24 protein-coding genes and 1 tRNA gene are annotated in these 24565 nt (G+C 58.3%); 13 read left to right on the forward strand and 12 right to left on the reverse strand.

The window, feature by feature from the left end:
* Positions 1-45: 45 nt before the first annotated feature.
* Positions 46-762, reverse strand: a complete 717-nt coding sequence (locus AMM41_RS02430) for a response regulator transcription factor (protein ID WP_089952710.1) — start codon at positions 760-762, stop codon at positions 46-48.
* A complete protein-coding gene (locus tag AMM41_RS02435) occupies positions 759-2549 on the reverse strand; it encodes a sensor histidine kinase (protein ID WP_194944580.1) in 1791 nt (596 codons plus the stop codon). Before AMM41_RS02435 ends, AMM41_RS02430 begins: the two co-directional genes overlap by 4 nt.
* Before the next feature lie 573 nt (positions 2550-3122).
* Here AMM41_RS02435 and AMM41_RS02445 point away from each other — a divergent pair.
* From AMM41_RS02445 to AMM41_RS02465, 5 genes are all read left to right on the forward strand, one after another.
* Positions 3123-3374, forward strand: a complete 252-nt coding sequence (locus tag AMM41_RS02445) for a hypothetical protein (RefSeq protein ID WP_089952717.1) — start codon at positions 3123-3125, stop codon at positions 3372-3374.
* Positions 3375-3510: 136 nt separating this feature from the next.
* Positions 3511-4155: a MerR family transcriptional regulator gene (locus tag AMM41_RS02450; protein ID WP_228769065.1), complete on the forward strand. Its 645-nt coding sequence runs from the start codon at positions 3511-3513 to the stop codon at positions 4153-4155.
* A gap of 233 nt (positions 4156-4388) precedes the next feature.
* A complete protein-coding gene (locus AMM41_RS02455; RefSeq protein WP_089952721.1) occupies positions 4389-5633 on the forward strand; it encodes an MFS transporter in 1245 nt (414 codons plus the stop codon).
* A gap of 118 nt (positions 5634-5751) precedes the next feature.
* Entirely contained in the window at positions 5752-6924 is a 1173-nt protein-coding gene (locus AMM41_RS02460; protein ID WP_089952723.1) for a peptidylprolyl isomerase, read from the forward strand.
* Positions 6925-7186: 262 nt separating this feature from the next.
* Positions 7187-8164, forward strand: coding sequence for a GMP reductase (locus tag AMM41_RS02465; protein ID WP_089953547.1), 978 nt, complete (start codon positions 7187-7189; stop codon positions 8162-8164).
* A 151-nt stretch (positions 8165-8315) separates the two neighbouring features.
* On the opposite strand, the gene AMM41_RS02470 is transcribed toward AMM41_RS02465, so the two are convergent.
* Together AMM41_RS02470 and AMM41_RS02475 are read right to left on the reverse strand one after the other, a co-directional pair.
* On the reverse strand, positions 8316-9047 hold the full coding sequence (locus tag AMM41_RS02470; protein WP_089952725.1) for a sulfite exporter TauE/SafE family protein: 732 nt from the start codon (positions 9045-9047) through the stop codon (positions 8316-8318).
* A 19-nt stretch (positions 9048-9066) separates the two neighbouring features.
* Positions 9067-9972, reverse strand: a complete 906-nt coding sequence (locus AMM41_RS02475; RefSeq protein WP_089952727.1) for a LysR family transcriptional regulator — start codon at positions 9970-9972, stop codon at positions 9067-9069.
* 119 nt (positions 9973-10091) lie between these two features.
* Between AMM41_RS02475 and AMM41_RS02480 the strand changes: the two genes are divergently transcribed.
* The 6 genes from AMM41_RS02480 to AMM41_RS02505 all read left to right on the forward strand — a co-directional run bounded on the left by AMM41_RS02480 (position 10092) and on the right by AMM41_RS02505 (position 15832).
* Positions 10092-11069 (forward strand): tripartite tricarboxylate transporter substrate binding protein, encoded by a 978-nt coding sequence (locus AMM41_RS02480; RefSeq protein ID WP_089952730.1) that lies wholly within the window; start codon positions 10092-10094, stop codon positions 11067-11069.
* 23 nt (positions 11070-11092) lie between these two features.
* Complete coding sequence (locus AMM41_RS02485; RefSeq protein ID WP_089952731.1) at positions 11093-12307, forward strand: M20 aminoacylase family protein; 1215 nt, start codon at positions 11093-11095, stop codon at positions 12305-12307.
* A gap of 234 nt (positions 12308-12541) precedes the next feature.
* On the forward strand, positions 12542-13204 hold the full coding sequence (locus AMM41_RS02490; protein WP_304438323.1) for a site-2 protease family protein: 663 nt from the start codon (positions 12542-12544) through the stop codon (positions 13202-13204).
* Positions 13205-13237: 33 nt separating this feature from the next.
* A complete protein-coding gene (locus AMM41_RS02495) occupies positions 13238-14530 on the forward strand; it encodes a tryptophan--tRNA ligase (protein ID WP_089953550.1) in 1293 nt (430 codons plus the stop codon).
* Positions 14531-14642: 112 nt separating this feature from the next.
* Positions 14643-15248: a LuxR C-terminal-related transcriptional regulator gene (locus AMM41_RS02500; protein ID WP_089952736.1), complete on the forward strand. Its 606-nt coding sequence runs from the start codon at positions 14643-14645 to the stop codon at positions 15246-15248.
* A gap of 26 nt (positions 15249-15274) precedes the next feature.
* On the forward strand, positions 15275-15832 hold the full coding sequence (locus tag AMM41_RS02505; protein ID WP_089952738.1) for a nuclear transport factor 2 family protein: 558 nt from the start codon (positions 15275-15277) through the stop codon (positions 15830-15832).
* Between the two features lie 60 nt (positions 15833-15892).
* Here the strand turns inward: AMM41_RS02505 and AMM41_RS21725 are convergent, their stop codons facing one another.
* From AMM41_RS21725 to AMM41_RS02525, 5 genes are all read right to left on the reverse strand, one after another.
* The gene (locus AMM41_RS21725) at positions 15893-16066 is read right to left on the reverse strand and encodes a hypothetical protein (protein ID WP_194944582.1); all 174 of its coding nucleotides are present in this window, start codon (positions 16064-16066) and stop codon (positions 15893-15895) included.
* A gap of 75 nt (positions 16067-16141) precedes the next feature.
* Positions 16142-16231: transfer RNA gene (locus AMM41_RS02510), tRNA-Ser, on the reverse strand.
* A 34-nt stretch (positions 16232-16265) separates the two neighbouring features.
* Positions 16266-17573 (reverse strand): serine--tRNA ligase, encoded by a 1308-nt coding sequence (gene serS, locus AMM41_RS02515; RefSeq protein WP_089952739.1) that lies wholly within the window; start codon positions 17571-17573, stop codon positions 16266-16268.
* Positions 17566-18543, reverse strand: a complete 978-nt coding sequence (gene ispH, locus AMM41_RS02520) for a 4-hydroxy-3-methylbut-2-enyl diphosphate reductase (RefSeq protein ID WP_089952741.1) — start codon at positions 18541-18543, stop codon at positions 17566-17568. The genes serS and ispH overlap by 8 nt, the downstream gene beginning before the upstream one ends.
* Positions 18543-18986 (reverse strand): FKBP-type peptidyl-prolyl cis-trans isomerase, encoded by a 444-nt coding sequence (locus AMM41_RS02525; protein ID WP_089952742.1) that lies wholly within the window; start codon positions 18984-18986, stop codon positions 18543-18545. Before AMM41_RS02525 ends, ispH begins: the two co-directional genes overlap by 1 nt.
* Before the next feature lie 140 nt (positions 18987-19126).
* Here AMM41_RS02525 and radC point away from each other — a divergent pair, with 140 nt between their 5' ends.
* Both radC and AMM41_RS02535 read left to right on the forward strand, forming a co-directional pair.
* Positions 19127-19798 (forward strand): RadC family protein, encoded by a 672-nt coding sequence (gene radC, locus AMM41_RS02530; protein WP_089952744.1) that lies wholly within the window; start codon positions 19127-19129, stop codon positions 19796-19798.
* 41 nt (positions 19799-19839) lie between these two features.
* A complete protein-coding gene (locus AMM41_RS02535; protein WP_089952746.1) occupies positions 19840-20841 on the forward strand; it encodes an adenosine kinase in 1002 nt (333 codons plus the stop codon).
* Positions 20842-21387: 546 nt separating this feature from the next.
* On the opposite strand, the gene AMM41_RS02540 is transcribed toward AMM41_RS02535, so the two are convergent.
* Genes AMM41_RS02540 through AMM41_RS02550 form a run of 3 tightly spaced genes read right to left on the reverse strand, consistent with a single transcriptional unit; the run spans position 21388 to position 24544 of the window.
* Complete coding sequence (locus AMM41_RS02540) at positions 21388-22080, reverse strand: ABC transporter ATP-binding protein (protein ID WP_089952747.1); 693 nt, start codon at positions 22078-22080, stop codon at positions 21388-21390.
* Positions 22073-23305: an ABC transporter permease gene (locus AMM41_RS02545; RefSeq protein WP_089952749.1), complete on the reverse strand. Its 1233-nt coding sequence runs from the start codon at positions 23303-23305 to the stop codon at positions 22073-22075. Before AMM41_RS02545 ends, AMM41_RS02540 begins: the two co-directional genes overlap by 8 nt.
* Before the next feature lie 12 nt (positions 23306-23317).
* Entirely contained in the window at positions 23318-24544 is a 1227-nt protein-coding gene (locus tag AMM41_RS02550; RefSeq protein WP_194944583.1) for an efflux RND transporter periplasmic adaptor subunit, read from the reverse strand.
* Positions 24545-24565: the final 21 nt, after the last annotated feature.

Genomic DNA, 24565 nt, shown 5'->3' on the forward strand with positions numbered 1-24565 from the left:
TCCTCACCCCATCTTGCAAAGACTGTTCAACAGATCAATCCCAGTTCACTGAATTTGCAGCTCGAAGCTGATTTGGTAACCCTTGCCGCGCACAGACTTGATGGGATTGATTTCACCAATGTGCGGCTTGAGCTTGGCACGCAAACGGCTGATCAAGACCTCCAAGCGGAACTTGAATCTGGCGCTGCCTTCCTCGCCGTCCAAGCCATCGTCGAGCAGCAAAGTTTGGATGGTTTCGCTGTGAACACTGCCTTGGTTCAGCGCCAAAATCTTCAAGATCTCGTTTTCCATGTACGTCAAGGCAATGGGGGGCAATTTGTTGAATTGAAGCGTCATCATCTTCGTGTTCAAAACCCACCGATCTTGCGCTGGCGTGGGTGCCATTCGGCCATACAAATTCCTGAGCGCTGCGGCCAGCTCGGCGGGTCTGGCCGGCTTGGTCATGTAAACGTCGGCACCGCTTTCATAGCCCATCACTTTGTCCGAACTCATGGTGCGTGCCGTCAATATCAAAATGCGTACCGCAGGCAAACTGGTGCGAATGCGCTTGACAATGCTGATGCCATCTTCTTCGGGCAAGTTCAGGTCCAGTATCAAAACATCGGCGGTGCGTTTTTTGAGCGCCTGATCCATCGCCTCGCCGCAATCTGCGCAGCGCACATCAAAGCCTTCCTCACTCAGGTAAAGCTTGAGCTCTTCGCTCAGTCGGTAATTGTCTTCAACCAGCAGTACAGCCGGTTTTGCTTGGGTGGATGACATCATGACCGCTCCAACGTGAATTCAAAATGCACCCATTCATCATCACAGGTGCAGCGCAACTCGGTACCCAGTTTGGTGGCCAGTTGGTGTGCCAGCCAGAGGCCCAAGCCTGCACCCATTTGTTTTTTGGCACCTTCGGCTCGGTAGTAGCGGGTAAACACCTGAAGTGGATCGGGTCGACCCGCGCTGCCAATGGTGTTGGAGACCCTCAAGTTCATTCCAGAAGTGCTGCCCAGATGAACGGGCTCAACCGTCAATTGCACCGAACTCTCAGGCCATGAATACTTGAGCGCATTGGTGACCAGGTTGCTCAGAATGATTCGGGCGTACTGAAAATCGGTCAAAACCATGATTCGGTCAAAACCGATCAAGGTGACGCGCTCATACCCTGGGATCTGCTTCATCTCTGAGATCAAACTGCTCAGCGACACCGGTGCCTTCTTGGCTGGAACATCGCTTTGTTCAACTTTTTCGGCTTCCATGCATTGGTCAATGATGAAGTTCAAATCGTCTGCTGCCCGAGCAATGTTGTCCAAGCGTTGTGCGTCTGCGCTGCTGGGCGGTCTGTTGCGCAACATCGAAGCAACGGCAAACTGAATGATGGAAAGCGGCGTTTTGACCTCATGCATCAACATCGCCAAAAACTGCGCTTGCGTGGCCAAGCGCTTGCTTTGCTCTTGCATTTGCGCTTCTGAGACGGCCTTTTCAATCTGCTGTTGCAGCAGTTGTTGAGATTGTGAACGGTCGCGTTGCAACTGAATCCCAAGAATCGCCAGCGGGATGAATACCCCCCGCCAGTCCGGACTCCTCAACAAGAACTCACCACCTTCGATGACACCCACCACCTCCAGCATGGATCGGCAAACAAACAGAAAGAAGGAAATGACCAAAAGGCCTGTGATCAGACGGGTGCTCACTGAAAGCGTTTTATTTTTATAAATGTCCAATGTGAGTATTAAAAAAATACACATCAGCGCAATGATCACCATCGATCCAAACAAGGCATTCCATTTCAAAACCAGATGCCGATCGGCCACAAAAAACAAAACGACCACACACGCAAAACTCGCCGCAACACATCGTGTCCATTTCTGCAAGCGCATCCAGCCGAAATGGCCCTGCGCAGACTGCATGAACAGGAGAAAGCTCAATACATTGAGGATGATGGTCAGCCGGGTGGCTGTTTTCCCGTGTAACCAGTCCGCCGTGATCAAATGATCGATAAACCCGAACAGAAAAAAATACAAGACCACACAAACGAGCAGGTGAATGAATATAAACACCGTCAGACCGTCTCTGCGAATCCATACCAGCCCCAGCATCACCAAGGACATGACCGAATAAATGGACAAAACAGCGCCCAACTCCAAGGCCTCCTGAAGGTCTTGCTCGATGGCCGCGTCGTGAGTCAGCACTTCTGTCTTGATCAGCAAAACACCAATGGACTTGGCACGCAGATAAACGGTGCTCAAACCCGGTGGGAGTTCAATCCTGGTGTCTTTTTGCGCTGACCTTGCACTCACGTCGATGGCCAGTTCAGGCTCACCCCCTGCGGCGGCAGGGTAGTAAAGCGTCGCACTGTCCAGCAGTGTTGGCCGTATGCGCACCGCCAATGGGCCCGATCCTGCGGGAACATCCACCTTCAGCCGGACCCAAACAGCAGAACGGCTGTAGCCCTCGTTGATGACTTTCAAGGCCGGTGTGAATGTGACGTCTTGAATTTGAGACAGCCCCATCACGCCCGTGGTGTCTTCAAAAGTGGCGCGATCCACCACGAGGTCCTTCGCCACGGCCATCCCTGCACAAAGCCAAATGGCAAGGGCCACAAAAAACATTTTTGGCGTTTTCAACATTTTTTCATCTTAGTTGAACCAAGGTGCAAGCCTCTGCAAGAAATTGGCATCCGTGGCTCTGAAAATCGTCAAATCCAATGCGCATCGTGTCTGCAAGCTGACTCCAAAGCCACATGCCGAGGGTCTGGACGTGGCCAAGGTTCATGTGGCTAGACATCTGGTTTTGATGGTCTCCAACTTGGCCCATTGACACCGCTTGCCTGCGCAATGGCTGACGGGCCTTCTGATGAGGCGATCAGCTGCGTCAAGTTCGGGATTTGGCCTGCAAGGAAATGAAAGAAAACGCAAATTTCGAATGATTTAATTGAATTTGCTGCTTTAAAACTTCATTTGAACATCTGGAAATGGCTTTTTCAAGAATAGACCGGAGTCATGGACGTAAAAACGTGTACCCAAATAGAAAATCAATTTTCACAAATGATATAACTATTTTTTAACATCTTATCTATTAATAATCATTTCAAGCATCATTTTTAATAATTAAAATATTCATTATTAAAGCTGAAATTCATGAAATCACTCAATCAACCTCGTCACTCTTACATCTGCAAAGGTTGCGAGACGGCCAATGTATTTCAACCTTGGGCATTGGGAAAAAACCGCTTGTCCAAGTGCCCGCATTGTCGGCATCTGAACAAAGTTCCTTACATCCGCAACCCCAAGCAAGCCTGGCTCGCTTTGTTGTGGGTGGTCAGTTTGGTGCTGCTGCCTTCGCTGATGTGGACTTGGCTTTCCAAAGGCAGCATCGCCTGGATGTACTGAGTATTTGATGAAAATGCCACACACCACTGCCTTATGTCTCCCGATGCCGTCTGGTGAAACACTTCCCATTGCTTTTCATCCATCATGAATTTTTAAATTAAAGTCAATCAAAATGTTATTTACTAAATACCAAGAAATGATAAACAACGGCAATCAAAAAATTAAAAGTTACACGATTGGCACGGGAAAAGCGTCTGAAATACTGGGCTTATCGATTACCTCGGTCAAACTTTTGGTAGATAACCAAGAATTAATTGGCTGGAAAACCCAAGGTGGGCATCGCCGAATTGACATGGAATCGATTCGAAAGTATCAAAAAAAACTCAAAAAACCCATCGAATCCTCATCAAAACCCAAGCCCCTTCCGTCCATCAGTTTTATGCTTGAAGACACCTTGATGGCCAATGAACTCAAAAGCATTGGGGTGCAATGGCAAGAAATCATGGAATTCAACATTAAAAAATCCATTGCAGAAACTTATTTGTCTTTTTCTCAAAAAATACCCGACATCCTGATCATCCAAACCAGCATGCCTGTTGCCCAGCAAATTGCCATTATTTTGGATTTGAATAATTTTATTGACTCTTCTGAAAAGTACATATCGGTCATATTCTCAACCAACATCACTGATTTGGCATTGAGACTTCAAGGAAAATTGAATTCCGCCATTCAAATCTCGAACGACCCCCTGAATCACGAGTGGTTACGTGCCTTTTTCAACGGTGTCATGGCCAGCCCCGAATGGCGTACGGTCCACAAAAAAGAAATTTATCAGCATTGAGTGTGGGTGCATATTGGCAGCCACGTTCTGATATTTTGATGCGGAGCTTGCGCAGCAGAATCATGATGGCTGGATGTCGTCCGCTTTGAGACACATGGCGCGGCCCGTGCATGCCACGATGCAGGCTGCTCAAAGAACCCTCCGCCTGACCGCGCTCCCATGACATCACTCGCCCAGACCACGCCGACACCGCCCACTGGCCGTCTGGTTTGGGACGACAAAAAGGAGGCGGCATGAAGGTTTTTTATGGCTGGCGGATGGTGGGGGCAGCCTGCGGTATCCAGTTTTTGCTGGCTGCGTTTCTCACACAAGCGTTGGGTCTTTATATTGCCGTCTTGTCCGACGAAATGGGCTGGAGCAAAACCACTTTGTCGGGCGCAGCGGCCTTACAGTCGGTTGAGGCGGCCATCATCGGGCCGGTTCTGGGCTGGGTCATGGACCGCTTTGGGCCGCAAAAAATGATCCGGGTGGGCATGGTCATGTTCAGTGCGGGCCTGTTGTTGCTCAGCCAAGTCAACACCGTCACCACCTTCTACCTCAGTGCCATCCTGATGGCCATAGGTGCCAGTTTGGGGGGGTACTTTCCGCTGTCTGTGGCGCTGGTGCAGTGGTTCGAAAAATTCCGCGCCCGCGCTCTGTCCATCATGAGCCTGGGGCTGGCCATGGGCGGCTTGGTCGTGCCCTTGATGGCGTGGTCCATGCAACTGTGGGGCTGGCGGGCCACAGCGGCGGGGTCAGGCGTGCTGGTCTTGCTGACGGGGCTGCCCATGGCCAGCATCATCCGCAGACGCCCTGAAGACCATGGCGAACACATCGACGGGATTGACCCTGCCCAACGCGCCGCCGAGCGGGCCAATGGCACCCATGCCCCAGCACCCGCCATTGAATTCACTGTCGCCCAAGCCTTAAGAACCAGGGCTTTTTGGATGTTGGCCATTGGGCATGGTTTGGCGCTTTTGGTGGTTTCGGCGGTCAATGTGCACGCCATCACCCACATGAAAGAGGGTTTGGGCTATTCGGTGGCCACGGCCAGTTGGGTGATTTTGATCATGACATTTGGCCAACTGGTCGGGGTATTGATGGGGGCCAGCATGGGTGACTGGTTCGAAAAAAGGAAAGTGGCTGCGCTGTGCATGCTGGCCCATGGGGCGGGCATGCTGTGCCTGACCTACGGCTCCCACATGGCCATGTTGGTGGCGTTTGGGGTGTTCCATGGCATCGCTTGGGGGCTGCGTGGCCCGTTCATGCAGGCCATTCGGGCCGACTACTTTGGGCGCAATGCGATTGGCCTGATCCTGGGCCTGTCGGCCGCCATCATTGCCATGGGGCAAATTGCCGGTCCCATGATCGCAGGCGTGCTGGCCGACCTGACCGGCAATTACGAACTGGGCTTCTCTTTGCTGGCTCTGCTGGCGGCCCTGGGTTCACTGTCTTTCATGCTGGCCACCAAACCGGTGCTGCCGGACACCAAGGCTTAACAGCGCCACCGCCTAACCACCCGATGGGCGTCATGGCCAGCATCAGGGTGAAAGAGCATGCAAAACATGCATGTTCGAGGGTTAAAATTTCAACATTTCTAAACTTAAAGTGTTGAAAATGAAATTTTTATCTGCACTCTTGGCCTCGTCCTTTTCCTTGCTCTTGGCTGCATGCGGCGGCGGCAGTTCTGCGCCAGACACCACATCCCCCCTTGTCTCCAAGGTCAGCATCGGCCCCCTTGTCAATGGCCAAGTCACGCTCACGGCAGAGGCCAGCGATGCGGTCGGTGTGACCGCCTATTGCTTCAAAACAGAGTCTTCTGCACCGGCGGCCTCGAACAGTTGCTTCACGGCTTCCGCCTCCAAAGCCATTGCAGATCCGACAGCCAAAAACAAACAATACATCTGGGCCAAAGATGCGGCCAACAACGTCAGCGCTCTGTTCATGGTCGAAGGTCCTTTTTATACCGACACGACTGCCCCGGTCATCTCGGCCATCAATGTCTCGGCCCCCAGCAATGGGCAGCTCACCCTCACGGTATCGGCCAACGACGATTTGCGGGTCACAGGCTATTGCTTGAAAACCAATGCCACGGCACCTCTGGCCAGCGACGCTTGTTTCACCGCATCGGCCAGCCAAAGTGTGGCCACCCCTGCCACACCAACTCCTTATTTCGCATGGGCCAAAGACAGCGTCAACAACGTCAGTTCGGCCTTCAACCGCGTCGCGGGGGCCTGCTCCAATGAAGGGGTAACCGCCTCACAAACCGTCAACTTGCCCACCGTCTGCATCTCCACCAGCTTGGGAGAAATGGTCGTGGCGCTGGAGTCTTCCAAAGCGCCCATCACCAGCGCCAACTTTCTCAAATACGTCAACGACGGTTATTTCAGTCAGACCGTGTTTCACCGCGTCATCTCCAACTTCATGATCCAGGGGGGCGGTTTCACGGGCGTGCCCATCAGCTCTGCCAACGCCAAAAAAGGCACACTCTACGACCCTATTGAACTGGAAACCACCCAAAAGACCGGGCTGAGCAACACCGTGGGCACACTCGCCATGGCCAGAACCAATGTGCTCAACAGTGCCACCCACGAATTTTTCATCAACACCGTGGACAACACCTTTTTGAACGACAGCTCAGGTGGCTATGCGGTGTTTGGGCGTGTGATTTCGGGGCTGAACACCACGGTAGAAAACATCCGCAATGTGCCGGTGCAAAACAATGGCAGCGCTGAACGAAGCCAACCCCTGACGCCGCCAGTCATCAACTGGGCCTATCCGCTGAAATAAATCCATTTCTTGCCTTGCACCGGTTCAAAAAACAGCGCCACTGAGCCGGTCGCTTGGGATTCAAGTTTCTCACCCGCCATGGGCATGTTGTCAATTCAGACACCCTTGAAACGAGTAGAATCAGCCACCGGGCCCAAGATTCTTGCGCCCGGTTTTTTTTGCCCTGAACCTGCAACGGGTTCATGCCAAGGGCCAAAAAACCGGCCAGGCCAAGCGCTCACTCGTTCTTTCAACGAATCCTTTTTTGGAGCTTGGTTTTCTCATGGAAATTTTTGATTACGACAACATCCTGCTTTTGCCACGCAAGTGCCGCGTGGAAAGCCGTTCCGAGTGCGACGCCGGCGTCGAGCTGGGTGGCCGCAAGTTCCGCCTGCCGGTGGTGCCTGCCAACATGAAAACGGTGGTGGACGAGTCCATCTGCCTGTGGATGGCGCAAAACGATTACTTCTACGTCATGCACCGCTTTGACCTGGACAACGTCCAGTTCGTGCGCGACATGCACGCCAAAGGTGTTTACGCCTCGATCTCGCTGGGCGTCAAGGCCCCCGACCGTGCCACGGTGGACCAGCTGGCTGCCGAAAATTTGGTGCCCGAGTACATCACCATCGACATCGCCCACGGCCATGCCGACAGCGTGCGCGACATGATTGGCTACATCAAGGCCAAACTGCCCACGAGCTTTGTGATTGCAGGCAACGTGGCCACGCCCGAAGCCGTGATCGACCTGGAAAACTGGGGCGCTGACGCGACCAAAGTGGGCGTGGGCCCGGGCAAGGTGTGCATCACCAAGCTCAAGACGGGTTTTGGCACGGGCGGCTGGCAGTTGTCGGCGCTCAAGTGGTGCGCCCGTGTGGCGACAAAGCCCATCATTGCCGACGGTGGCATCCGCAGCCACGGCGACATCGCCAAGAGCATCCGCTTTGGCGCGAGCATGGTCATGATCGGCTCGCTGTTTGCGGGTCACGAAGAGTCGCCCGGCAAGACCGTTGAGGTCGATGGCGAGATGTTCAAGGAGTACTACGGCTCGGCATCTGACTTCAACAAGGGCGAGTACAAGCACGTGGAAGGCAAGCGCATTTTGGAGCCCATCAAGGGCAAGCTGGCCAACACGCTCATCGAGATGGAGCAGGACGTGCAAAGCTCGATCAGCTACGCCGGCGGCACCAAGCTGATGGACATCCGCAAGGTGAACTACGTGACATTGGGCGGCGACAACGCTGGCGAACATCTGTTGATGTAAACCCTCTGCGCGTTCAAAAAAAAGGGAGCCATGGGCTCCCTTTTTTGTGGATTCATCGTTAAGTCGGAGCTTCAGCTTCGACAACATGCAGCCGTGAACATGCACCGGTGAACCTGCATCGTCGGCGCTGAAGCGCCGACCTGCACAACCGTTATGACAAAGCCCGCAGCGTCAGCATCAAGCCGCTGACGACCAACAGGCCACAAATGATCTGGCGCAACCGCGCCACCGGCACCCGGTGGGCCACGCGGTGGCCCAGCCAGACGCCACACAAGGCCACACCCATCAGCACCAGCCAGCGTTGCCAGAGCACGTCACTGCTCAAACGCCCCTCCCAGCCCATGCCCACCAACACCGTGCTAGCGGCCACAGTGATGATCATGGGCGTGCTGGCACGCATTTGCTGCACATCGGCCACACGGCGGCTCAGCCAGGCCACCACGAGCGGCCCCGCGGTGCCAAACAGCATTTCCACCAAGCCAATGGCCGTGCCCACCGGATAAGCCCAGCGGGGTGCGGGCAGCCTTGTGCGCTTGGCAGCTGGGCGCAAAGCATTGACGCCCACAGCCGCCACATACAAACCCAACAGCAACAGTGGCCAACGGGCCTGCAAATGCGGCATGAGCCACAAGCCCAGCAAGGTGCCCAGCACCAGCCCGGGCACCAAACGCCCCAACTCACGCCACTGAACCTGCCGCCAGTTCAGCCCACTGTGAAACGCCGAAGCGGGCACATCCATCAGCAAAGTCAGTGCCACCACCTGTGGCAATGGCCACTGCCAAGCCAGCAGCGGCACGATGACCAGCGCAGAGCCAAATCCCGTCAGTCCCAGCACGGTGTAACCCAGTAAAACCACCCCCATGGGGTAAAGCCACTCTTGCATCCTGCTTCCTTTTTTGATGTCAATCGGTCAAATGCTGCTGCACAAAGTCGCGAAAAACGGACATGACGGGCAACTCGGTTCGCCCCATCAAGGTGATAAGGGCCAGTCGAGCCTGCCCTTGGAGGGGCGTGCACATGCCCAGTTCGACCAAACGGCCCTGGGCCATGCCCTCTCGCGCAGCCCCCACGATGCCCAGGTAAATCGCATCGGTTTGCCCCACCACATCGAGCAAGCTGGCGATGTCCTCGCACTGCAAGGTGGTCATTTGTGCCGGATTGGCCTTCGGCCCATAGTGGTCCACCAGCAATCGGGCCACTTCTTGCGACAAGGGGATGGAGGCGATGGGGTAAGCCAACAAAGCGTCGAAGGGCACACCAGTGGGATGAAGGCTGAGCAACGGGTGTCCATGGCGGCACACAAAGCCGGCTCGCATCTCCACCACATGCGTCATTTTCAGGTCTGGCGCGGCCTCCACCCGGCGCACGTCCACCACCAAGGCATCGAGCTGCCGCTCTCGCAACTGGGCCAGTTGCAACTCGGTCGACCCGCGTGAAACCGTGACCTGTACCGTTGGGTGGTTCTTGGCCATGTAGACCAGCCAGGGCGTCATCAGCATCGCCCCGGGACCCGAACCCAAGCCCACACGCAATGCACCCAAGCCACCTTGCTGAAGCAATGAAGCACCTTCTTGGAGCTCTTGGGCTTCATGCACGATGCGTCGCGCCCGCCCTAACACCGAGCGGCCCAGGGGCGTGAGCTCGTTTTTTTTGCCGATCCGGTCCACCAGCATCCCGCCCAGGTCATCCTCCAACGCCTGGATGCTGCGGCTCAAGGCCGACTGGGTGATGTGCAGTTTTTCGGCCGCGCGGCTGAAGGAGCCGGTTTCGGCCAGTGCCAGCCAATGCTCAAGGTGCCTGAGGTTCATGTATTCATTTTACGCATCAAAATCAGAAAAATAAGTCATTGGACACATTGGTTTTTCATTTTTACGATCCGTCGAATGGTCATTTCAGCCATACAGAACCCCAACCTTCAGGAGACAACATGAACGTTAAAACCCTTCTCGGCAGCCTGCTCGTGGCCGCCAGCGCTCTCAGCCCCGCCCTCGCGCAAACCTATCCCGCCAAAACGATCAACCTGATCGTGCCTTACCCGGCAGGTGGCCCCTCGGACTTTTTTGCCCGCAAGGTGCAGCCCGATGCTGCGGCCAAATTGGGCCAAACCATGATCATCGAAAACATCGGCGGCGCAGGCGGCGCGATCGGCATGGCCAAATTGGTCAACGCACCCGCCGACGGCTACACCCTGAGCTTGGGCAGCCCCATGGAGCTGGTGCTGGCCCCCATGGCCATTCAAGGTGTGAAGTACAAATCTGAAGACTTCAAACTGGTGGCGCAATTTGCCACCACCACGACCATCTTGGCCGTGCGCAACTCACTCAACGTCAAGACCGTGGACGATCTGCTGGCACTGGCCCGCAAGAACGCCAACAAGCCCCTGAGCTATGGCAGTGTGGGCCCGGGTTCGCTGTACCACCTGGTGGGCGAGAAGTTCTCGCAGTTGACCAAGGTAGAGATGCTGCATGTGCCCTACAAAGGCATTGCCCCTTTGATCACCGATTTGATGGGCGGGCAAATCGACATGGCTTTCTTGCCCATGGCCGGCTCCATTCCTCAAACCCTCATCGACGGAAAAATCCAGGGTCTGGCGGTCACGGCCAAAACCCCACACCCGCTGTTCAAGCAGTTCCCGGCCATGGCCGCCATGAAAGGGTTGGAAACCATGGACTTTGACATCTGGGCCGGTGTGCAGGTGCACAAAAACACCTCGGACGCGGTCGTCAACACCCTGAACAAGGCCTTTTATGCCGCCGCTGAAGTGCCCGAAACCCGCAAGGCCCTGGAAGCCAGCGGCAATGTGGTGCTGCCTTCGCGCACACCCGCCGAGCTGACTCGCATTTACCTTGGCGACATCGAGCGCTACCGCGCCATTGCCAAATCGATTAATCTGCAAGCTCAGTGATCCACTCCCCCAAGAGGCCTTTCATGAACGCACCCAGCGACGCTTTTCTGCACGACAAACTGCACGCCTTGCATGCCCAGGCGGATGAATTCATCGCGGTGCGCCGTGACATCCACAAGCACCCGGAGATGGGCTACAAGGAGTACCGCACCAGCGATCTGGTGGCCGAGCAGCTGACGGCCTGGGGCTACGAGGTGACACGCGGCCTGGGCGGCACGGGCGTGGTGGGTCAGATCAAAAAGGGCACGGGCAGCAAAAGCATCGGCATCCGTGCCGACATGGACGCCCTGCCGATTGACGAGGCCACGGGCCTGCCCTATGCCAGCTGCAATGTGGGCATCATGCACGCCTGTGGCCACGACGGGCACACGGCCATGCTGCTGGCAGCGGCCAAGCACATCGCGCAAAAAGGCGTCTTCTCAGGCACGGTCAATCTGATTTTCCAGCCGGCCGAAGAAGGCCTGGGCGGTGCCAAAAAGATGATGGAAGACGGCCTGTTCACCCAGTTTCCATGCGACGCCGTGTTTGGCATGCACAACATGCCCGGCCACCCTCAAGGCCAGCTGGTGTTTCGCGATGGATCGGCCATGGCGTCTTCGGACAACGTGACCATCACCATCGAAGGCACAGGCGGCCATGGCGCTGTGCCCCACCGCGCAGCGGACCCTGTGGTGGCTGGCTCGGCCATTGTCATGGGCCTGCAAAGCATCGTGGCCCGCAACATCGACCCGCAAGAAATGGCCATCATCACCGTGGGGGCCTTCAATGCGGGGGTGGCCAACAACGTGATTCCGCAACACGCCACACTCAAACTGAGTGTGCGTTCGCTCAACCGTGAAGTGCGCATCTTGCTGGAGCAACGCATCACCGAGCTGGTGCATGCCCAAGCGCAGAGCTACGGCGTGAAAGCCCACATCGATTACAAGCGGGGCTACCCGGTGCTGGTGAACCACTTGAAAGAAACCGACTTTGCCCGAGATGTCGGCGAGGAATTGGTCGGTGCAGACAAGGTCACGCGCCAAGGTCGCGCCCTGACCGGCAGCGAAGACTTCGCCTTCATGCTCGAAGAGGTGCCCGGCAGCTATTTGCTCATTGGCAACGGTGACGGGACTGGCGATGGCCACGGGGTCTGCATGGTGCACAACCCCGGCTACGACTTCAATGACCACAACGTGGCCATCGGCTCGGCTTACTGGTCCTTGCTGGTGGAACGGTTTTTGGCTGAACGCGAGCTTTGATCCTGCCCTGCGATGTTTGAAGTGCACGGCTTTTCTTGGGCACAACAATCGTTGCGGGAGCACCGCCCTCGGGGCGATGGGCGGTGGTCTGCGAGGCTCTATCGCTGCGAGGGCGCCGCTCCCACAAAAAAGCGTTCATGCCAACACCATCGGGCCGGATCCATGGGCCCGCAGCATGCCTAGACCTCTTGCGTGGCCTGGCACCATAGGGTCTGAGACAATCAGGGGGTGAACATGTACGACCTCATCCAAACTGTCCTGATTTATGCCCTGCCCGTGATCTTCGCCATCACCTTGCACGAAGCCGCGCATGGCTACGCGGCTTTGCGCTTGGGGGACAACACCGCAGCCATGCTGGGCCGTGTCACCCTCAACCCGCTGGTCCACATCGACCTGATGGGCACCATCTTGCTGCCACTGTTGCTGTATTTCAGCACCAGCGGGGCTTTTTTGTTCGGTTACGCCAAGCCGGTGCCGGTGCGGTTTGACCGACTGCACAACCCCAAACGCGACATGGTCTGGGTGGCTTTGGCCGGCCCGGGCTCCAATCTGGTGCAAGCCTTGATGTGGGGGGTGCTGCTTTACGTCTTGGCCGGCAGTGGCGTTTCAGAGCGTTTTTTCCTCGAAATGTGCAAAGCCGGCATGTTGACCAATGTGGTGATGTTTGCTTTCAACCTTTTTCCACTGCCGCCTTTGGACGGTGGCCGTATTGTGGTGGGACTGCTGCCTTGGCGTCAGGCGGTGATGTTTTCGCGGGTCGAGCCTTGGGGCTTTTTCATCGTCATGGCCTTGGTGCTCACGGGCCTCATCAGCGCCTGGTGGATGCAACCCCTGATGGGCGTGACCTTTGACTTGATCAAACTCACCCTGAGCCCCTTGGCCGCCTTGTTGCGCTGATTTTTCATTCGTTTTTGATTGTTTGCTTTTTCCATGACTTCCAAGACCCGCACCCGCGTTCTCACCGGCATCACCACCACAGGCACGCCCCACTTGGGCAACTACGTGGGCGCCATCCGCCCCACTGTGCAAGCGAGCCGCGACGCCAGCACCGATGGCTTTTACTTTTTGGCCGACTACCACGCCCTCATCAAATGCGATGAACCCGCCCGCATTCAGCGCTCTACACTGGAGATCGCTGCCAGCTGGATCGCCTCGGGGCTGGACCCCGAAAAAGTCACCTTTTACCGCCAGTCCGACATCCCCGAAATTCCTGAACTCACCTGGTTGCTGACCTGTGTCACGGGCAAAGGCCTGCTCAACCGCGCTCACGCCTACAAAGCGTCGGTGGACAAAAACCACGAAGCGGGCAAGGACACCGATGCCGATGTGACCGCAGGCCTGTTCATGTACCCGGTGCTGATGGGGGCGGATATTTTGATGTTCAAGGCGCACAAAGTGCCTGTGGGCCGCGATCAAATCCAGCACATCGAGATGGCGCGTGACATGGCCTCGAGCTTCAACCATTTGTATGGTGAACACTTCGTTTTGCCCGAAGCCGTCATCGAAGAGTCCGTGGCCCTGCTGCCCGGCCTCGACGGCCGCAAGATGAGCAAGAGCTACGACAACACCATTCCGCTGTTTGCGCCAGCTGCTCAGATGCGCAAACAGATCGCGGCCATCGTGACCGACTCCAAAGCCCCGGGCGAGCCCAAGACCACCGAAGGCTCGGCCCTGTTCCAGATTTACCAGGCCTTTGCCAGCCACGAAGAAACCGCCGCACTGGCCCAAGCCTATGCCGACGGCATCGGCTGGGGTGATGCCAAACAAATGCTGTTTGAACGGATTGACCGCGAAATCACCCCCATGCGCGAGCAATACCAGGCACTCATCAACAACCCCGCCCAAATGGACCAAATTTTGTTGGCCGGTGCCGACAAGGCCCGCCAATTGGCCACGCCCTTCATGCGCGAGTTGCGCCATGCGGTGGGCCTGCGCTCCTTGGCTTCAAGCGCCGCCACCGCCGCACCCGCCGACACCAAGGTGGCTCAGCCCAGCTTCAAACAATACCGCGACAAAGACGGACTTTTTTACTTCAAGTTCGTCGACGCCAAAGGCCAAGTCCTGCTGCAAAGCCTGGGCTTTGACTCACCCAAAGCAGCAGGGCAAACCATTGCCCAACTTCAGGCGATGGGCGCAGAAGGCCTGTCGGCTTTGAGCCACACCCTGGAACCGATTTCTTCCGAAATTCGGGCACAAATTGTCGAAAATTTACGTATTTTGTAAATCAATTAAAAAATATATTGCACTGATTTTGTTGTTTTCAACAAAATTTTACAAATAATCCCAAAAAACTGTTACCCTTATGTTTTCAGTTTAGTGTGGAGTTAACTTAATCATGACTGTCTACGTCATTGACGATCACCCTTTGATGCGGGATGCCCTGACCATGTTGGTCCACCGAGTCAAACCTGGTCTGAAAATCATCCCTGTCCAGAAGTTGAACGTGGTCGAGTCCACAGTGGAGAAGAACGGCCAAGCCGAACTCTTCTGCCTTGACCTGCAATTGCCCGACACCTTGGGCATTTCGGGCGTTCAGGTTCTGAAGGCGAAATTTCCAAACGTGCCCTTGGCCGTCATCACCAGCTCCAGCGCCAGCGAGTTCGAAGAACGCTGCATGGAAGCCGGTGCCGATGCCTTTATCGAAAAATCCAACAGCCCCACGCAAATCATTGCAGCTTTGCGCACCCTGCTGGTCAGCGATGAAGATGCCGCCATCGAAGATGCAGCTACCCCTTCAGGCCCGACCAAGCTCTCCAAGCGTCAAAAACAGTTGATTTTGATGCTGGACCAGGGCCTGTCCAACCGCGACATTGCCGACAAACTCGAAATCAGCGAGCACACCGTCAAGGTGCACTTCTGGCGTCTGTTCCGTCGTTTGGGCGTCAACAGCCGCACACAAGCCCTGCACTTCGCCCGAACCAACGGCTGGCTGGGCATTTAAAACCCTTCCACAAGGCTTTTACCCGCATGCCTGTCGTCTCCATCACGCTGCTGCCCGGCTATGACCCGGACACGCAGCACCGCATGGTCAACCGTGTGGCCAATGCGGTGCGCTCGGTCATCGCCACGCCCGAGGCCGGCACCACTGTGTTCATCAACGAGGTCAGCACCTACCGACGCGACGGCAAGGTGTTCAGTGGTGGCCGTGCCCCGCATCCGGTGGCCTCGGATCTGGTCAATGAATTTTTGCTGGCCATGCAAAATCGGGATCTGCAAGCGGCGCAATCTTTTTTGCACCCCGACTTTCAAATGTGCTTTCCCGGCGGCGTGGTCATGCACGCCTTGGCAGAGCTGGTGACCTGGGCGCAGTCACGCTACAGCCACATTGCCAAACAATACGAGCGCATCGAAGAAAGTTGGCAAGGCGATGTCACGGTGGTGTTTTGCCATGGCACCTTGCACGGCAGCTGGCTCAATGGCGAAGCTTTTGCGGGCATCCGTTTCATCGACCGGTTCGAGGTTCAAGACGGTTTGATCACACGCCAAGACGTCTGGAACGACCTGGCAGAGCACCGCCAAGCTTGACCTCTCAACCTCACGGGGTGCATTCGCCATGCCGTGATCGCCTTCTGCAGCGCTACTGTCTTAGTCTTTTTTCTTTTTGTTGACGATGTCGGGCGTGACCGCGTCCACCACATTGACCACGGTCTTCACGCCATACACCACGGTGGAGGCCGCCACGTCTGCAATGGCCAATACAGTGCAGCCCTGCAGGGTCAGGCACACAAAGAGCGCTGCGGCCAGCGTGAACAATTTCATGGAAGCAAGACCCCAAAAGTTGGCGGGAATTACCCAAAAAAAACCCGCAATTGAAATCAACTGCGGGTTTTGTTTTGGCGGAGAGGGAGGGATTCGAACCCTCGGTAGGGTCGCCCCTACGCCTGATTTCGAGTCAGGTACATTCGACCACTCTGCCACCTCTCCGGATTCGGTTTCGTTTGTCGAAGCCGATATTCTATCAGGCAATCAAGGTCTGCAGACCGCCCATGTAAGGTCGCAGCACTTCGGGCACGGTGACCGAGCCGTCGGCGTTTTGGTAGTTCTCAAGCACAGCCACCAGCGCACGACCCACAGCCAGGCCCGAGCCGTTCAGGGTGTGCACCAGCTCGTTCTTGCCTTGGGCATTTTTGAAACGCGCCTGCAAACGGCGAGCCTGGAAGGCCTCGCAGTTGGAGACCGAGCTGATCTCGCGGTAAGTGTTTTGCGCGGGCACCCAGACCTCCAGGTCATAGGTCTTGCTCGCGCCAAAGCCCATGTCGCCGGTGCACAGGCTCATCACGCGGTAGGGCAGGCCCAGCTTTTGCAAAATGGCTTCGGCGTGGCCGGTCATGGCTTCGAGCGCTTCGTAGCTGTGCTCGGGATGCACGATCTGCACCATCTCCACTTTGTCAAACTGGTGTTGGCGAATCAGGCCACGCACATCACGCCCGCCGCTGCCCGCCTCGGACCGGAAGCACGGGGTGTGCGCTGTCAGCTTGATAGGCAAATCGCTCTCGGCCAGCACCTCGTCACGCACCACGTTGGTCAACGTCACTTCAGAGGTGGGAATCAGGTACAGCGCTTGGCTTTCTTCGCCCTCTTGGCCGCCCTTGTTGGCGGCAAACAAATCGGCTTCGAACTTGGGCAGCTGGCCCGTGCCGCGCAGCGTATCGGCGTTCACGATGTAGGGCGTGTAGCACTCGGTATAGCCGTGCTCTTGGGTTTGCACATCCAACATGAACTGGGCCAGCGCCCGGTGCAAACGGGCCACCGGGCCACGCATGAAGGTGAAGCGCGAACCGGTCAGTTTGGTGCCGGTCTCAAAGTCCAGACCCAGCGGGCCGCCGATGTCCACATGGTCCTTGAGCTCAAAGTCAAAGCTGCGCACGGTGCCCCAGCGGCGCACCTCGACGTTGCCTTCTTCGCCCGCGCCCACAGGCACCGACTCGTGCGGCAAATTGGGCACCGCCAACAGCAGGGTCTGCAATTCGGTCTGGATCACCTCCAGGCGCTGGGCCGAAGCGTCCAGCTCGTCTTTGATCGCCCCCACCTGGGCCATGACCGCATCGGCCTCGGCGTGCTGGCCTTTGCCCTTGAGCATGCCAATTTGCTTGGACAGGCTGTTACGCTGGCTTTGCAGCTCTTCGGTGCGGGTTTGCAGGGTTTTGCGCTCGCCCTCCAAAGCACGAAAGGCGTCCACATTCAGGAAGAGTTGAGGATTTTTACGGGTCTGCAAACGCGCGACAACGGCGTCCAGATCTTTGCGGAGTAGAACAATATCAAGCATGGGGGGATTGTAGTGAGCCGGGTTCCGAGTTTTCTGTGGCGTCCAGCTTGAGGCCCTTGGGCAGCGGGAACTTGATGGTTTCCTGAATGCCGTCCAGGGTGCGCACCGACACCGCGCCCATCGCCCGCAAGCGTGCAATCACCTCTTGCACCAGCACATCCGGCGCCGAGGCACCCGCAGTCAGGCCTACCTTTTGCGATCCTTCAAACCAGGCTTCCTGCAAATCGGCCGCGCTGTCCACCATGTAGGCGGGCGTGCCCAAGCGGTCGGCCAGCTCGCGCAAGCGGTTGCTGTTGGAGCTGGTGGGGCTGCCCACCACAATCACCACATCCACCAGCGGGCTCATCAACTTGACGGCGTCTTGCCGGTTCTGGGTGGCATAACAAATGTCTTGCTGCTTGGGCTCGCGCACCTGTGGAAAGCGGGCTTTGACAGCGGCCACGATCTCGGCGGCGTCGTCCACGCTCAGCGTGGTCTGCGTGACCACCGCCAGCAACTCGGTCTGGGCGGGTTGCACTTTGGCCACGTCTTCCACGTCTTCCACCAAATGGATGCCGCTGTCGAGCTGGCCCATGGTGCCTTCGACCTCGGGGTGGCCCTTGTGGCCGATCATGATGAATTCGTAGCCTTCTTTGTGCAGCTTGGCCAGCTCCACATGCACCTTGCTCACCAGCGGGCAGGTGGCGTCAAAAATACGGAAACCGCGTCGCTCGGCCTCATCCTGAATGGCCCGGCTCACGCCATGTGCGCTGAAAATCAGCGTGGCCCCGGGCGGCACATCGGCCAGCTCTTCGATGAAGATCGCGCCTTTTTCCTTCAGGTCGTTGACCACATAGGTGTTATGCACAATCTCGTGGCGTACATAAATGGGGCGGCCAAACTTGGTGAGCGCGTGCTCGACGATGTCGATCGCCCGGTCCACCCCGGCGCAAAAGCCACGGGGTTCTGCCAACAGCACTTCAGACGTCATCACAGCACCCCAATCAGTTCGACTTCAAAGGTCACAGGCTGACCAGCCAAAGGGTGGTTGAAGTCAAACAAGACCGCACCCTCTTCGTTCACTTGCAGCACCGTTCCGGCGTACGAACCCAAGCCGTCCGGCGTGGGGAACTGCACCACATCGCCTGACGCGTATTTTTCAGTGGGGTCGCCCAGTTCGTTCAATAGCTTGCGGGCCACCCATTGCTGCATCTCGGCGATGTGGTCGCCAAAAGCTTCACCCGCCGGGATGTCCATGACCGCCCGGGTCCCTTCGGACAGGCCCAACAAGCGCTGCTCCAACGCGGGCGACAAGGTGCCCGAGCCTAGGGACAAAGTCGCCGGTTTTTCGTTGAAAGTGTTGATGATGTCCCCCTGCGGCCCGGCCAGGCGGTAGTGAAGGGTCAAAAAGGAACCGGGTTCGACAATGGACATAAGGGTTTTCTGGAATGCCGCCAAAGCGGTGAAACAGGCATAAAGAAGGCACTATTGTAAAAAGCTTGACCAACCTGCCTGACCTCAGGGACAAAAAGGGGCAAGCAGGACTCCAGGCAGCTCCGGGGAGGGGCGTTCAAATGAGCATCAAAGACTTGCCACTCGATGCGCGTCCGCGCGAAAAACTGCTGGCCAGAGGCCCTCAGGCGCTGAGCGATGTGGAGCTGTTGGCCATCTTGCTGCGCACCGGCATGGCGGGTAAAAACGTGTTTCAGCTGTCCGAAGAGCTGTTGGGCTCAGATGGCATTGCGGGCTTGCTCAATGCCACCGTGCCATCGCTACAACAGGTCAAGGGTCTTGGGCCTGCCAAGCAGGCCGAGCTGCTGGCTGTGTTCGAGATGGCCCGCCGTGCACTGAGCCAGCGCCTCAAGGAACGCGAGGCTTTTCACACGCCCGGCGCTGTCAAACAGTACCTGCAGCTGCAGCTGGCACACAAAAACCACGAGGTTTTTGCAGTGTTGTTTTTGGACAGCCAAAACCGCATGCTGGCCATGGAAGAGCTTTTTCGCGGCACGCTCAGCCAGACCTCGGTCTATCCCCGCGAAGTGGTCATGCGCGCCCTGCACCATCAGGCTGCGGCGGTGGTGCTCAGTCACAACCACCCCAGTGGCTCAGTGCAGCCCAGTCGCGCCGATGAACACCTGACCCAAACCCTCAAGGCCTCGCTGGCCTTGGTGGATGTGCGCGTGCTGGACCACATCATCGTGGGGCAAGGGCAGGCCTTGTCCATGGCCGAGCAGGGTTTGATGTGAGTCCCCGCTAAACTCGATGGTTTTGAATCTTCATACTGGCCATGTCCCACTACCACCTCTACGCCATCGGCAACGCCCTGGTCGATACCGAATACGAAGTCTCTGACGCCTTGCTGCAGACCATGGGCGTGAGCAAGCGCCACATGACCCTGATCGACACCGCCCAACGCGCCGAACTGCTCACCCATGTGCAAGGCCTGCACGCCCGCCGCACGGGTGGCGGCTCGGCGGGCAACACCGTGGTGGCGCTGGCCCAACTGGGGGGCAAAGCGTTTTATTCGTGCCGCGTGGCAGACGATGAACTTGGCGCCTTCTACAGCCAGGACCTGCAAGCCAACGGTGTGGCCACCAACCTGAGCCACACCGCTGCGCAAGCAGGCCAGACCGGCAGCTGCATGGTGCTGGTCACGCCCGATGCCGAGCGCAGCATGTGCACCTTCCTCGGTGCCACCTCGCAACTGGACGCCAGCGCCCTGCACCCCCAAGACATCGCCAAGTCCAAGATTTATTACATGGAGGGCTACCTGGCCGCTTCGCCCACAGGCCTCGAAGCCGCCGTCAAAGGCCGCCAAATCGCCACCGAGCACCAAGTGCAAACCGCGCTGACCCTGAGCGATGTGAGCATGATCAACTTCTGCCGCCAAGGCCTGGAAGCCATGATCGGCGACGGTCTGGATTATTTGTTTGCCAACGAAGAAGAAGCACAAACCTGGTGCGGCGCGACCGATCTGGACGCCATCATCACCCAGCTGTCGGCTTTGGCCAGCACGGTCTGCCTGACACGCGGCCCCAATGGCTGCATCGTGGTGCAAGGCGCTCAGCGCATCGAAGTGCCCGCCGTGCCCACCCAAGCGGTGGACACCAATGGCGCAGGCGACATGTTTGCCGGGGCCTTTTTGTACGGCATCACCCACGGCCAAAGCCCGGCGCAAGCTGCAGCACTGGCCAACCGCGCCGCGGCGGCCGTGGTCAGCCAACACGGCAACCGCCTGACGGCCGCCCAACTGCAAGGCATTGCCGCCCAAGCTGCAACCGCCTGTTAACCTGCGTCTGCCTGTAGGCGCGACGCCTCCGTCGCGAAAACCCTCGCAGACCACACACCATCGCCCGGAGGGCGGGGCTCCTACACAGTGCAGGGCATGCCCTTTGTGGGCTCGACGCCCCCGTCGCGATCAAGTTGCAGGGCATACCCCCTGTAGGAGCGACGCCCCCGTCGCGAAAACCCTCGCAGACCACGCACCATCGCCCCGAGGGCGGGGCTCCCACACAATGCAGGGCATACCCTTTGTGGGCTCGACGCCCCCATCGCGATCAAGTTGCAAGGCATACCCCCTGTAGGAGCGACGCCCCCGTCGCGAAAACCCTCGCAGACCACACACCATCGCCCCGAGGGCGGGGCTCCTACACAATGCAGGGCATGCCCTTTGTGGGCTCGACGCCCCCTTCGCGATCAAGTTGCACGGCATGCCCCCTGTAGGAGCGACGCCCCCGTCGCGAAAACCCTCGCAGACCACGCACCATCGCCCCGAGGGCGGGGCTCCTGCACAGTGCAGGACATGCCCGTTGCACGACACTTCATCAAACTCGACTCAATCCGTCTGGATCAGGCCATCCACCACCTGGATGGTCTTGTCGCAGCGCCTGCCCAGCTCGGGGTTGTGCGTGACCAGCAGCACGGTGGTGCCCTGCTCTTGGTTGATGCGGCGCAGCAGCGCAAACACGGCATCGGCGCTCTTGGTGTCCAGGTTGCCGGTGGGCTCATCGGCCAGCAGCAAAGCCGGGTTCATGGCCAAGGCCCGCGCCAAAGACACGCGCTGCTGCTGACCACCGCTCATGTTGTTGGCCATGTTGTTTTTCCAGGGCGTCAGACCTACGCTCTCCAGCAGGGCCTCGGCCCGCTCGCGCATCTCGCGGTTAGGGAAACCGGCCGCGCCCAGCAGGGGCATCATCACGTTCTCAAGCGCGGTAAAGGCCGAGATCAGGTGGTGGTACTGGAACACAAAGCCAATGTGGTGCCCGCGCAAGCGCGTCAGGGCCTGGTCGGCCAGCAGCGTGGTTTCTTCGCCTGCCATCTGCAGCAAGCCCGAGGTAGGCCGGTCCAGCAAACCGATGATGTTGAGCAAGGTGCTCTTGCCCGAGCCCGATGGCCCCATCACCGCACAAAAGTCGCCCCGGTGCAGCGTCAAGTCAATGCCGTGCAGCACCTCGGTCTCGATGCCGGTGCCCACATTGAAGGCCTTGCGCACGCCTTGCAAGCGCACCACCACATCCGCGCTAGCCATGGATGGCCTCCACCGGGTCCAGACGTGCCGCCCGCAAAGCTGGTGCGTAAGCGGCAGCCAAGCCCGTCAGCGTGGCCAGTCCCAGCGCCAGCACAAACAAGGTCGGGTCGAGCACCAGCGCAAACAGCGGCGTGCCATCGGCGTTCAAGGCCAGGTGCTGCCACAGCACCAGCCCCAAAGCACCCACCACGCAGCCCAGCACCGCGCCGCCCCAGCCCAGCAAACCGCCTTGCAACAAAAACACGCGCAATACCTGCCCGCGTGAAATGCCCATGGCACGTAGGATCCCGATCTCGCGCGACTTTTGCACCACCGACACCACCAGCACACTGGCAATACCAAAGGCCACCGACAAGCCCACAAAAAACCGGATGGCCGTGTTGGCGGTGCTTTGCGCACTCACGGCAGCGAAAAACTGTGCCCCGGTCTTGATCCAGCTGTCGGCCTGCACCCCGGTGGCCGCCTGAATGCGCTGGGCGATGACTTCGGCCGCGTACACATCGCGCACGGTGACTTCGATGCTCGTCACCCCACCCAGCAAACCCAGCAGGCTTTGGGCCGTACGCAGCGCCACAAAGGTGCTGCGCTGGTTGGCTCCTTTGTTGCCCAGGTCAAACACGCCGCTGATGGTCAAGGTGGTGGCCACGCCTGCGGCATTGGTCACGCGCAGTTTGTCGCCCACATCCACGCCCAAGTCGCTGGCCAGATCGGTGCCGATCAGCATGTCTTGCCCCGTCAGGCGCGGGGTGCCACGCACGATTTTCTCGGGCAGCTTGACGATCTGGAAATAGCCCTCAGGCTCCACCCCGGTCAGGCCGATCGCCCGGCTGGCACTGCCGCGCACCGCCAGCGCCGAGCCACCGACCACGGGCGAGACCACCGTCACATCGGGCATGTCGCGCACCGTGGTGATCAAGGATTGCCATTGGTCAATCGATTTGAGCCTTTGCAAAGGCGGCTGCACGATGGCGGCATTCACCTCGCTGGGCGTGGCCGTGTGCAAAGTGCGGGTGAATTCTTGGGGCGGCAAAAGCTGAATGTGCGCCTGCGCCGACAGCACCCGCGCAATGAAGTTGCCCTGCAAGCCCGCCATCAGCGCCGACATGAACACGATCACACCCACCCCAATGGCCACGCCCACCAAAATGAAAACCGTCTGCATGCGGCCTTCACGCAAAAAGCGGATGGCCACAATCCATTCAAAGGGCACCCAAGGCTTGAACATGCTGCGGCCCGATCAAGGTTGCGCACGCAGGCGCTGGCCTTGACGCAGCGCATTCGTCAAACCCTCAGGCACCAGGATCACAGCGTCGCCCTCGCTTAAACCGTCCAGCACCTCCACCCACGCGCCACCGCGCAAGCCCAGCCGCACCGGGCGGCGCACCGCTCGGCCCGCATCGTGCAGCCACACCCAAGGCGCGGGCCCGTTGATGTCGTTGATGTGCCCCACTTGCAAGGCCAACACCTGCGCTTTGCGTGCCACCACCAAGTCCACCGACACGGTCATGTCCTGCCGCAAGTTGGGCTGCGGTTCAGTCACATCGAGCTTGACCTCCACCGCGCCCGTCTGGGCATTGATGCCGGGGTTGATGTAGGCCACCTGGGCCTTGAATTTTTGTTGCGGATAGGCATCGGCCGAGGCCAGCGCCTGCTGCCCCAATGCGATCAAACGCAGGTTTTTTTCATCGATCTGCACCACCAGCTGCGTGGCCCCTTCGGGCGACAAAGTCATCAACACCTTGCCCGCTTGCACCACATCGCCCACCTCCACACTGCGGCCAATCAGCTGCCCGCTCACGGGGGCTTGGATCACCGCATAGCGGGCCTTGGCGCTGACGGCTTCGGCGTTGGCCTGCGCCTCGGCCACAGCACCCACGGCCAAGCTGTGCTCTGCGCCGCCAGCCTGGGTCGAGGCCACTTGCTTTTGAGCGGCCAACACCTGGGCGTCGGCCAAGGCCAAGGCCTTGCGCGACTCGTCCAGCGCCGCCTGGCCGATGAAGCCCTGCTCAAACAAAGCCAAACTGCGCTGCCCGCTGGCCCGCGCCGCGTCCAGACTGGCCTGGGCCTGGCGCAGCGTTTGCTGCACCACCGGCCCCTGCAAGTCGTTCAACTGCCGCAGTCGGCCCTTGGCCTGCATCACAGTCTGCTCGGCCTGCCGCTGGGCAGAAGCCAACTCGGTGCTGACCAATTCAATCAGCACATCGCCCGCCTTGACCACCTGCCCTTCGGCCACAGGCACACGCGCCACCGTCCCTGTGATTTGCGCACCGATGTCCACCCGGTGCGGTGTCTCTACGCGGCCACTGGCCACCACGGTTTGCAGCAAATCACGGGGTTGCACCGCCTCGGTCTGCACCTGAGGCCCCACCCACCAACGCAGTGCGGCAGCGCCCAAAAAAAGGAACAGCACGCCCCACAACAATTGGCCGCCATGTTGGCGAATCCGGGTCCAAACAGCATTCATGCGGCCCATTGTGGGGACCGG

The sequence above is a fragment of the Limnohabitans sp. 2KL-3 genome (assembly GCF_001269405.1).
In the GTDB taxonomy this organism is placed as follows: domain Bacteria; phylum Pseudomonadota; class Gammaproteobacteria; order Burkholderiales; family Burkholderiaceae_C; genus Limnohabitans_A.

Excerpts from the sequence above, each read along its gene's own strand:
- AMM41_RS02430 (WP_089952710.1), bottom strand. The coding sequence starts at position 762 with ATGATGTCATCCACCCAAGCAAAACCGGCTGTACTGCTGGTTGAAGAC.
- AMM41_RS02445 (WP_089952717.1), top strand. The coding sequence starts at position 3,123 with ATGAAATCACTCAATCAACCTCGTCACTCTTACATCTGCAAAGGTTGC.
- AMM41_RS02450 (WP_228769065.1), top strand. The coding sequence starts at position 3,511 with ATGATAAACAACGGCAATCAAAAAATTAAAAGTTACACGATTGGCACG.
- AMM41_RS02455 (WP_089952721.1), top strand. The coding sequence starts at position 4,389 with ATGAAGGTTTTTTATGGCTGGCGGATGGTGGGGGCAGCCTGCGGTATC.
- AMM41_RS02460 (WP_089952723.1), top strand. The coding sequence starts at position 5,752 with ATGAAATTTTTATCTGCACTCTTGGCCTCGTCCTTTTCCTTGCTCTTG.
- AMM41_RS02465 (WP_089953547.1), top strand. The coding sequence starts at position 7,187 with ATGGAAATTTTTGATTACGACAACATCCTGCTTTTGCCACGCAAGTGC.
- AMM41_RS02470 (WP_089952725.1), bottom strand. The coding sequence starts at position 9,047 with ATGCAAGAGTGGCTTTACCCCATGGGGGTGGTTTTACTGGGTTACACC.
- AMM41_RS02475 (WP_089952727.1), bottom strand. The coding sequence starts at position 9,972 with ATGAACCTCAGGCACCTTGAGCATTGGCTGGCACTGGCCGAAACCGGC.
- AMM41_RS02480 (WP_089952730.1), top strand. The coding sequence starts at position 10,092 with ATGAACGTTAAAACCCTTCTCGGCAGCCTGCTCGTGGCCGCCAGCGCT.
- AMM41_RS02485 (WP_089952731.1), top strand. The coding sequence starts at position 11,093 with ATGAACGCACCCAGCGACGCTTTTCTGCACGACAAACTGCACGCCTTG.
- AMM41_RS02490 (WP_304438323.1), top strand. The coding sequence starts at position 12,542 with ATGTACGACCTCATCCAAACTGTCCTGATTTATGCCCTGCCCGTGATC.
- AMM41_RS02495 (WP_089953550.1), top strand. The coding sequence starts at position 13,238 with ATGACTTCCAAGACCCGCACCCGCGTTCTCACCGGCATCACCACCACA.
- AMM41_RS02500 (WP_089952736.1), top strand. The coding sequence starts at position 14,643 with ATGACTGTCTACGTCATTGACGATCACCCTTTGATGCGGGATGCCCTG.
- AMM41_RS02505 (WP_089952738.1), top strand. The coding sequence starts at position 15,275 with ATGCCTGTCGTCTCCATCACGCTGCTGCCCGGCTATGACCCGGACACG.
- AMM41_RS21725 (WP_194944582.1), bottom strand. The coding sequence starts at position 16,066 with ATGAAATTGTTCACGCTGGCCGCAGCGCTCTTTGTGTGCCTGACCCTG.
- serS (WP_089952739.1), bottom strand. The coding sequence starts at position 17,573 with ATGCTTGATATTGTTCTACTCCGCAAAGATCTGGACGCCGTTGTCGCG.
- ispH (WP_089952741.1), bottom strand. The coding sequence starts at position 18,543 with ATGACGTCTGAAGTGCTGTTGGCAGAACCCCGTGGCTTTTGCGCCGGG.
- AMM41_RS02525 (WP_089952742.1), bottom strand. The coding sequence starts at position 18,986 with ATGTCCATTGTCGAACCCGGTTCCTTTTTGACCCTTCACTACCGCCTG.
- radC (WP_089952744.1), top strand. The coding sequence starts at position 19,127 with ATGAGCATCAAAGACTTGCCACTCGATGCGCGTCCGCGCGAAAAACTG.
- AMM41_RS02535 (WP_089952746.1), top strand. The coding sequence starts at position 19,840 with ATGTCCCACTACCACCTCTACGCCATCGGCAACGCCCTGGTCGATACC.
- AMM41_RS02540 (WP_089952747.1), bottom strand. The coding sequence starts at position 22,080 with ATGGCTAGCGCGGATGTGGTGGTGCGCTTGCAAGGCGTGCGCAAGGCC.
- AMM41_RS02545 (WP_089952749.1), bottom strand. The coding sequence starts at position 23,305 with ATGTTCAAGCCTTGGGTGCCCTTTGAATGGATTGTGGCCATCCGCTTT.
- AMM41_RS02550 (WP_194944583.1), bottom strand. The coding sequence starts at position 24,544 with ATGAATGCTGTTTGGACCCGGATTCGCCAACATGGCGGCCAATTGTTG.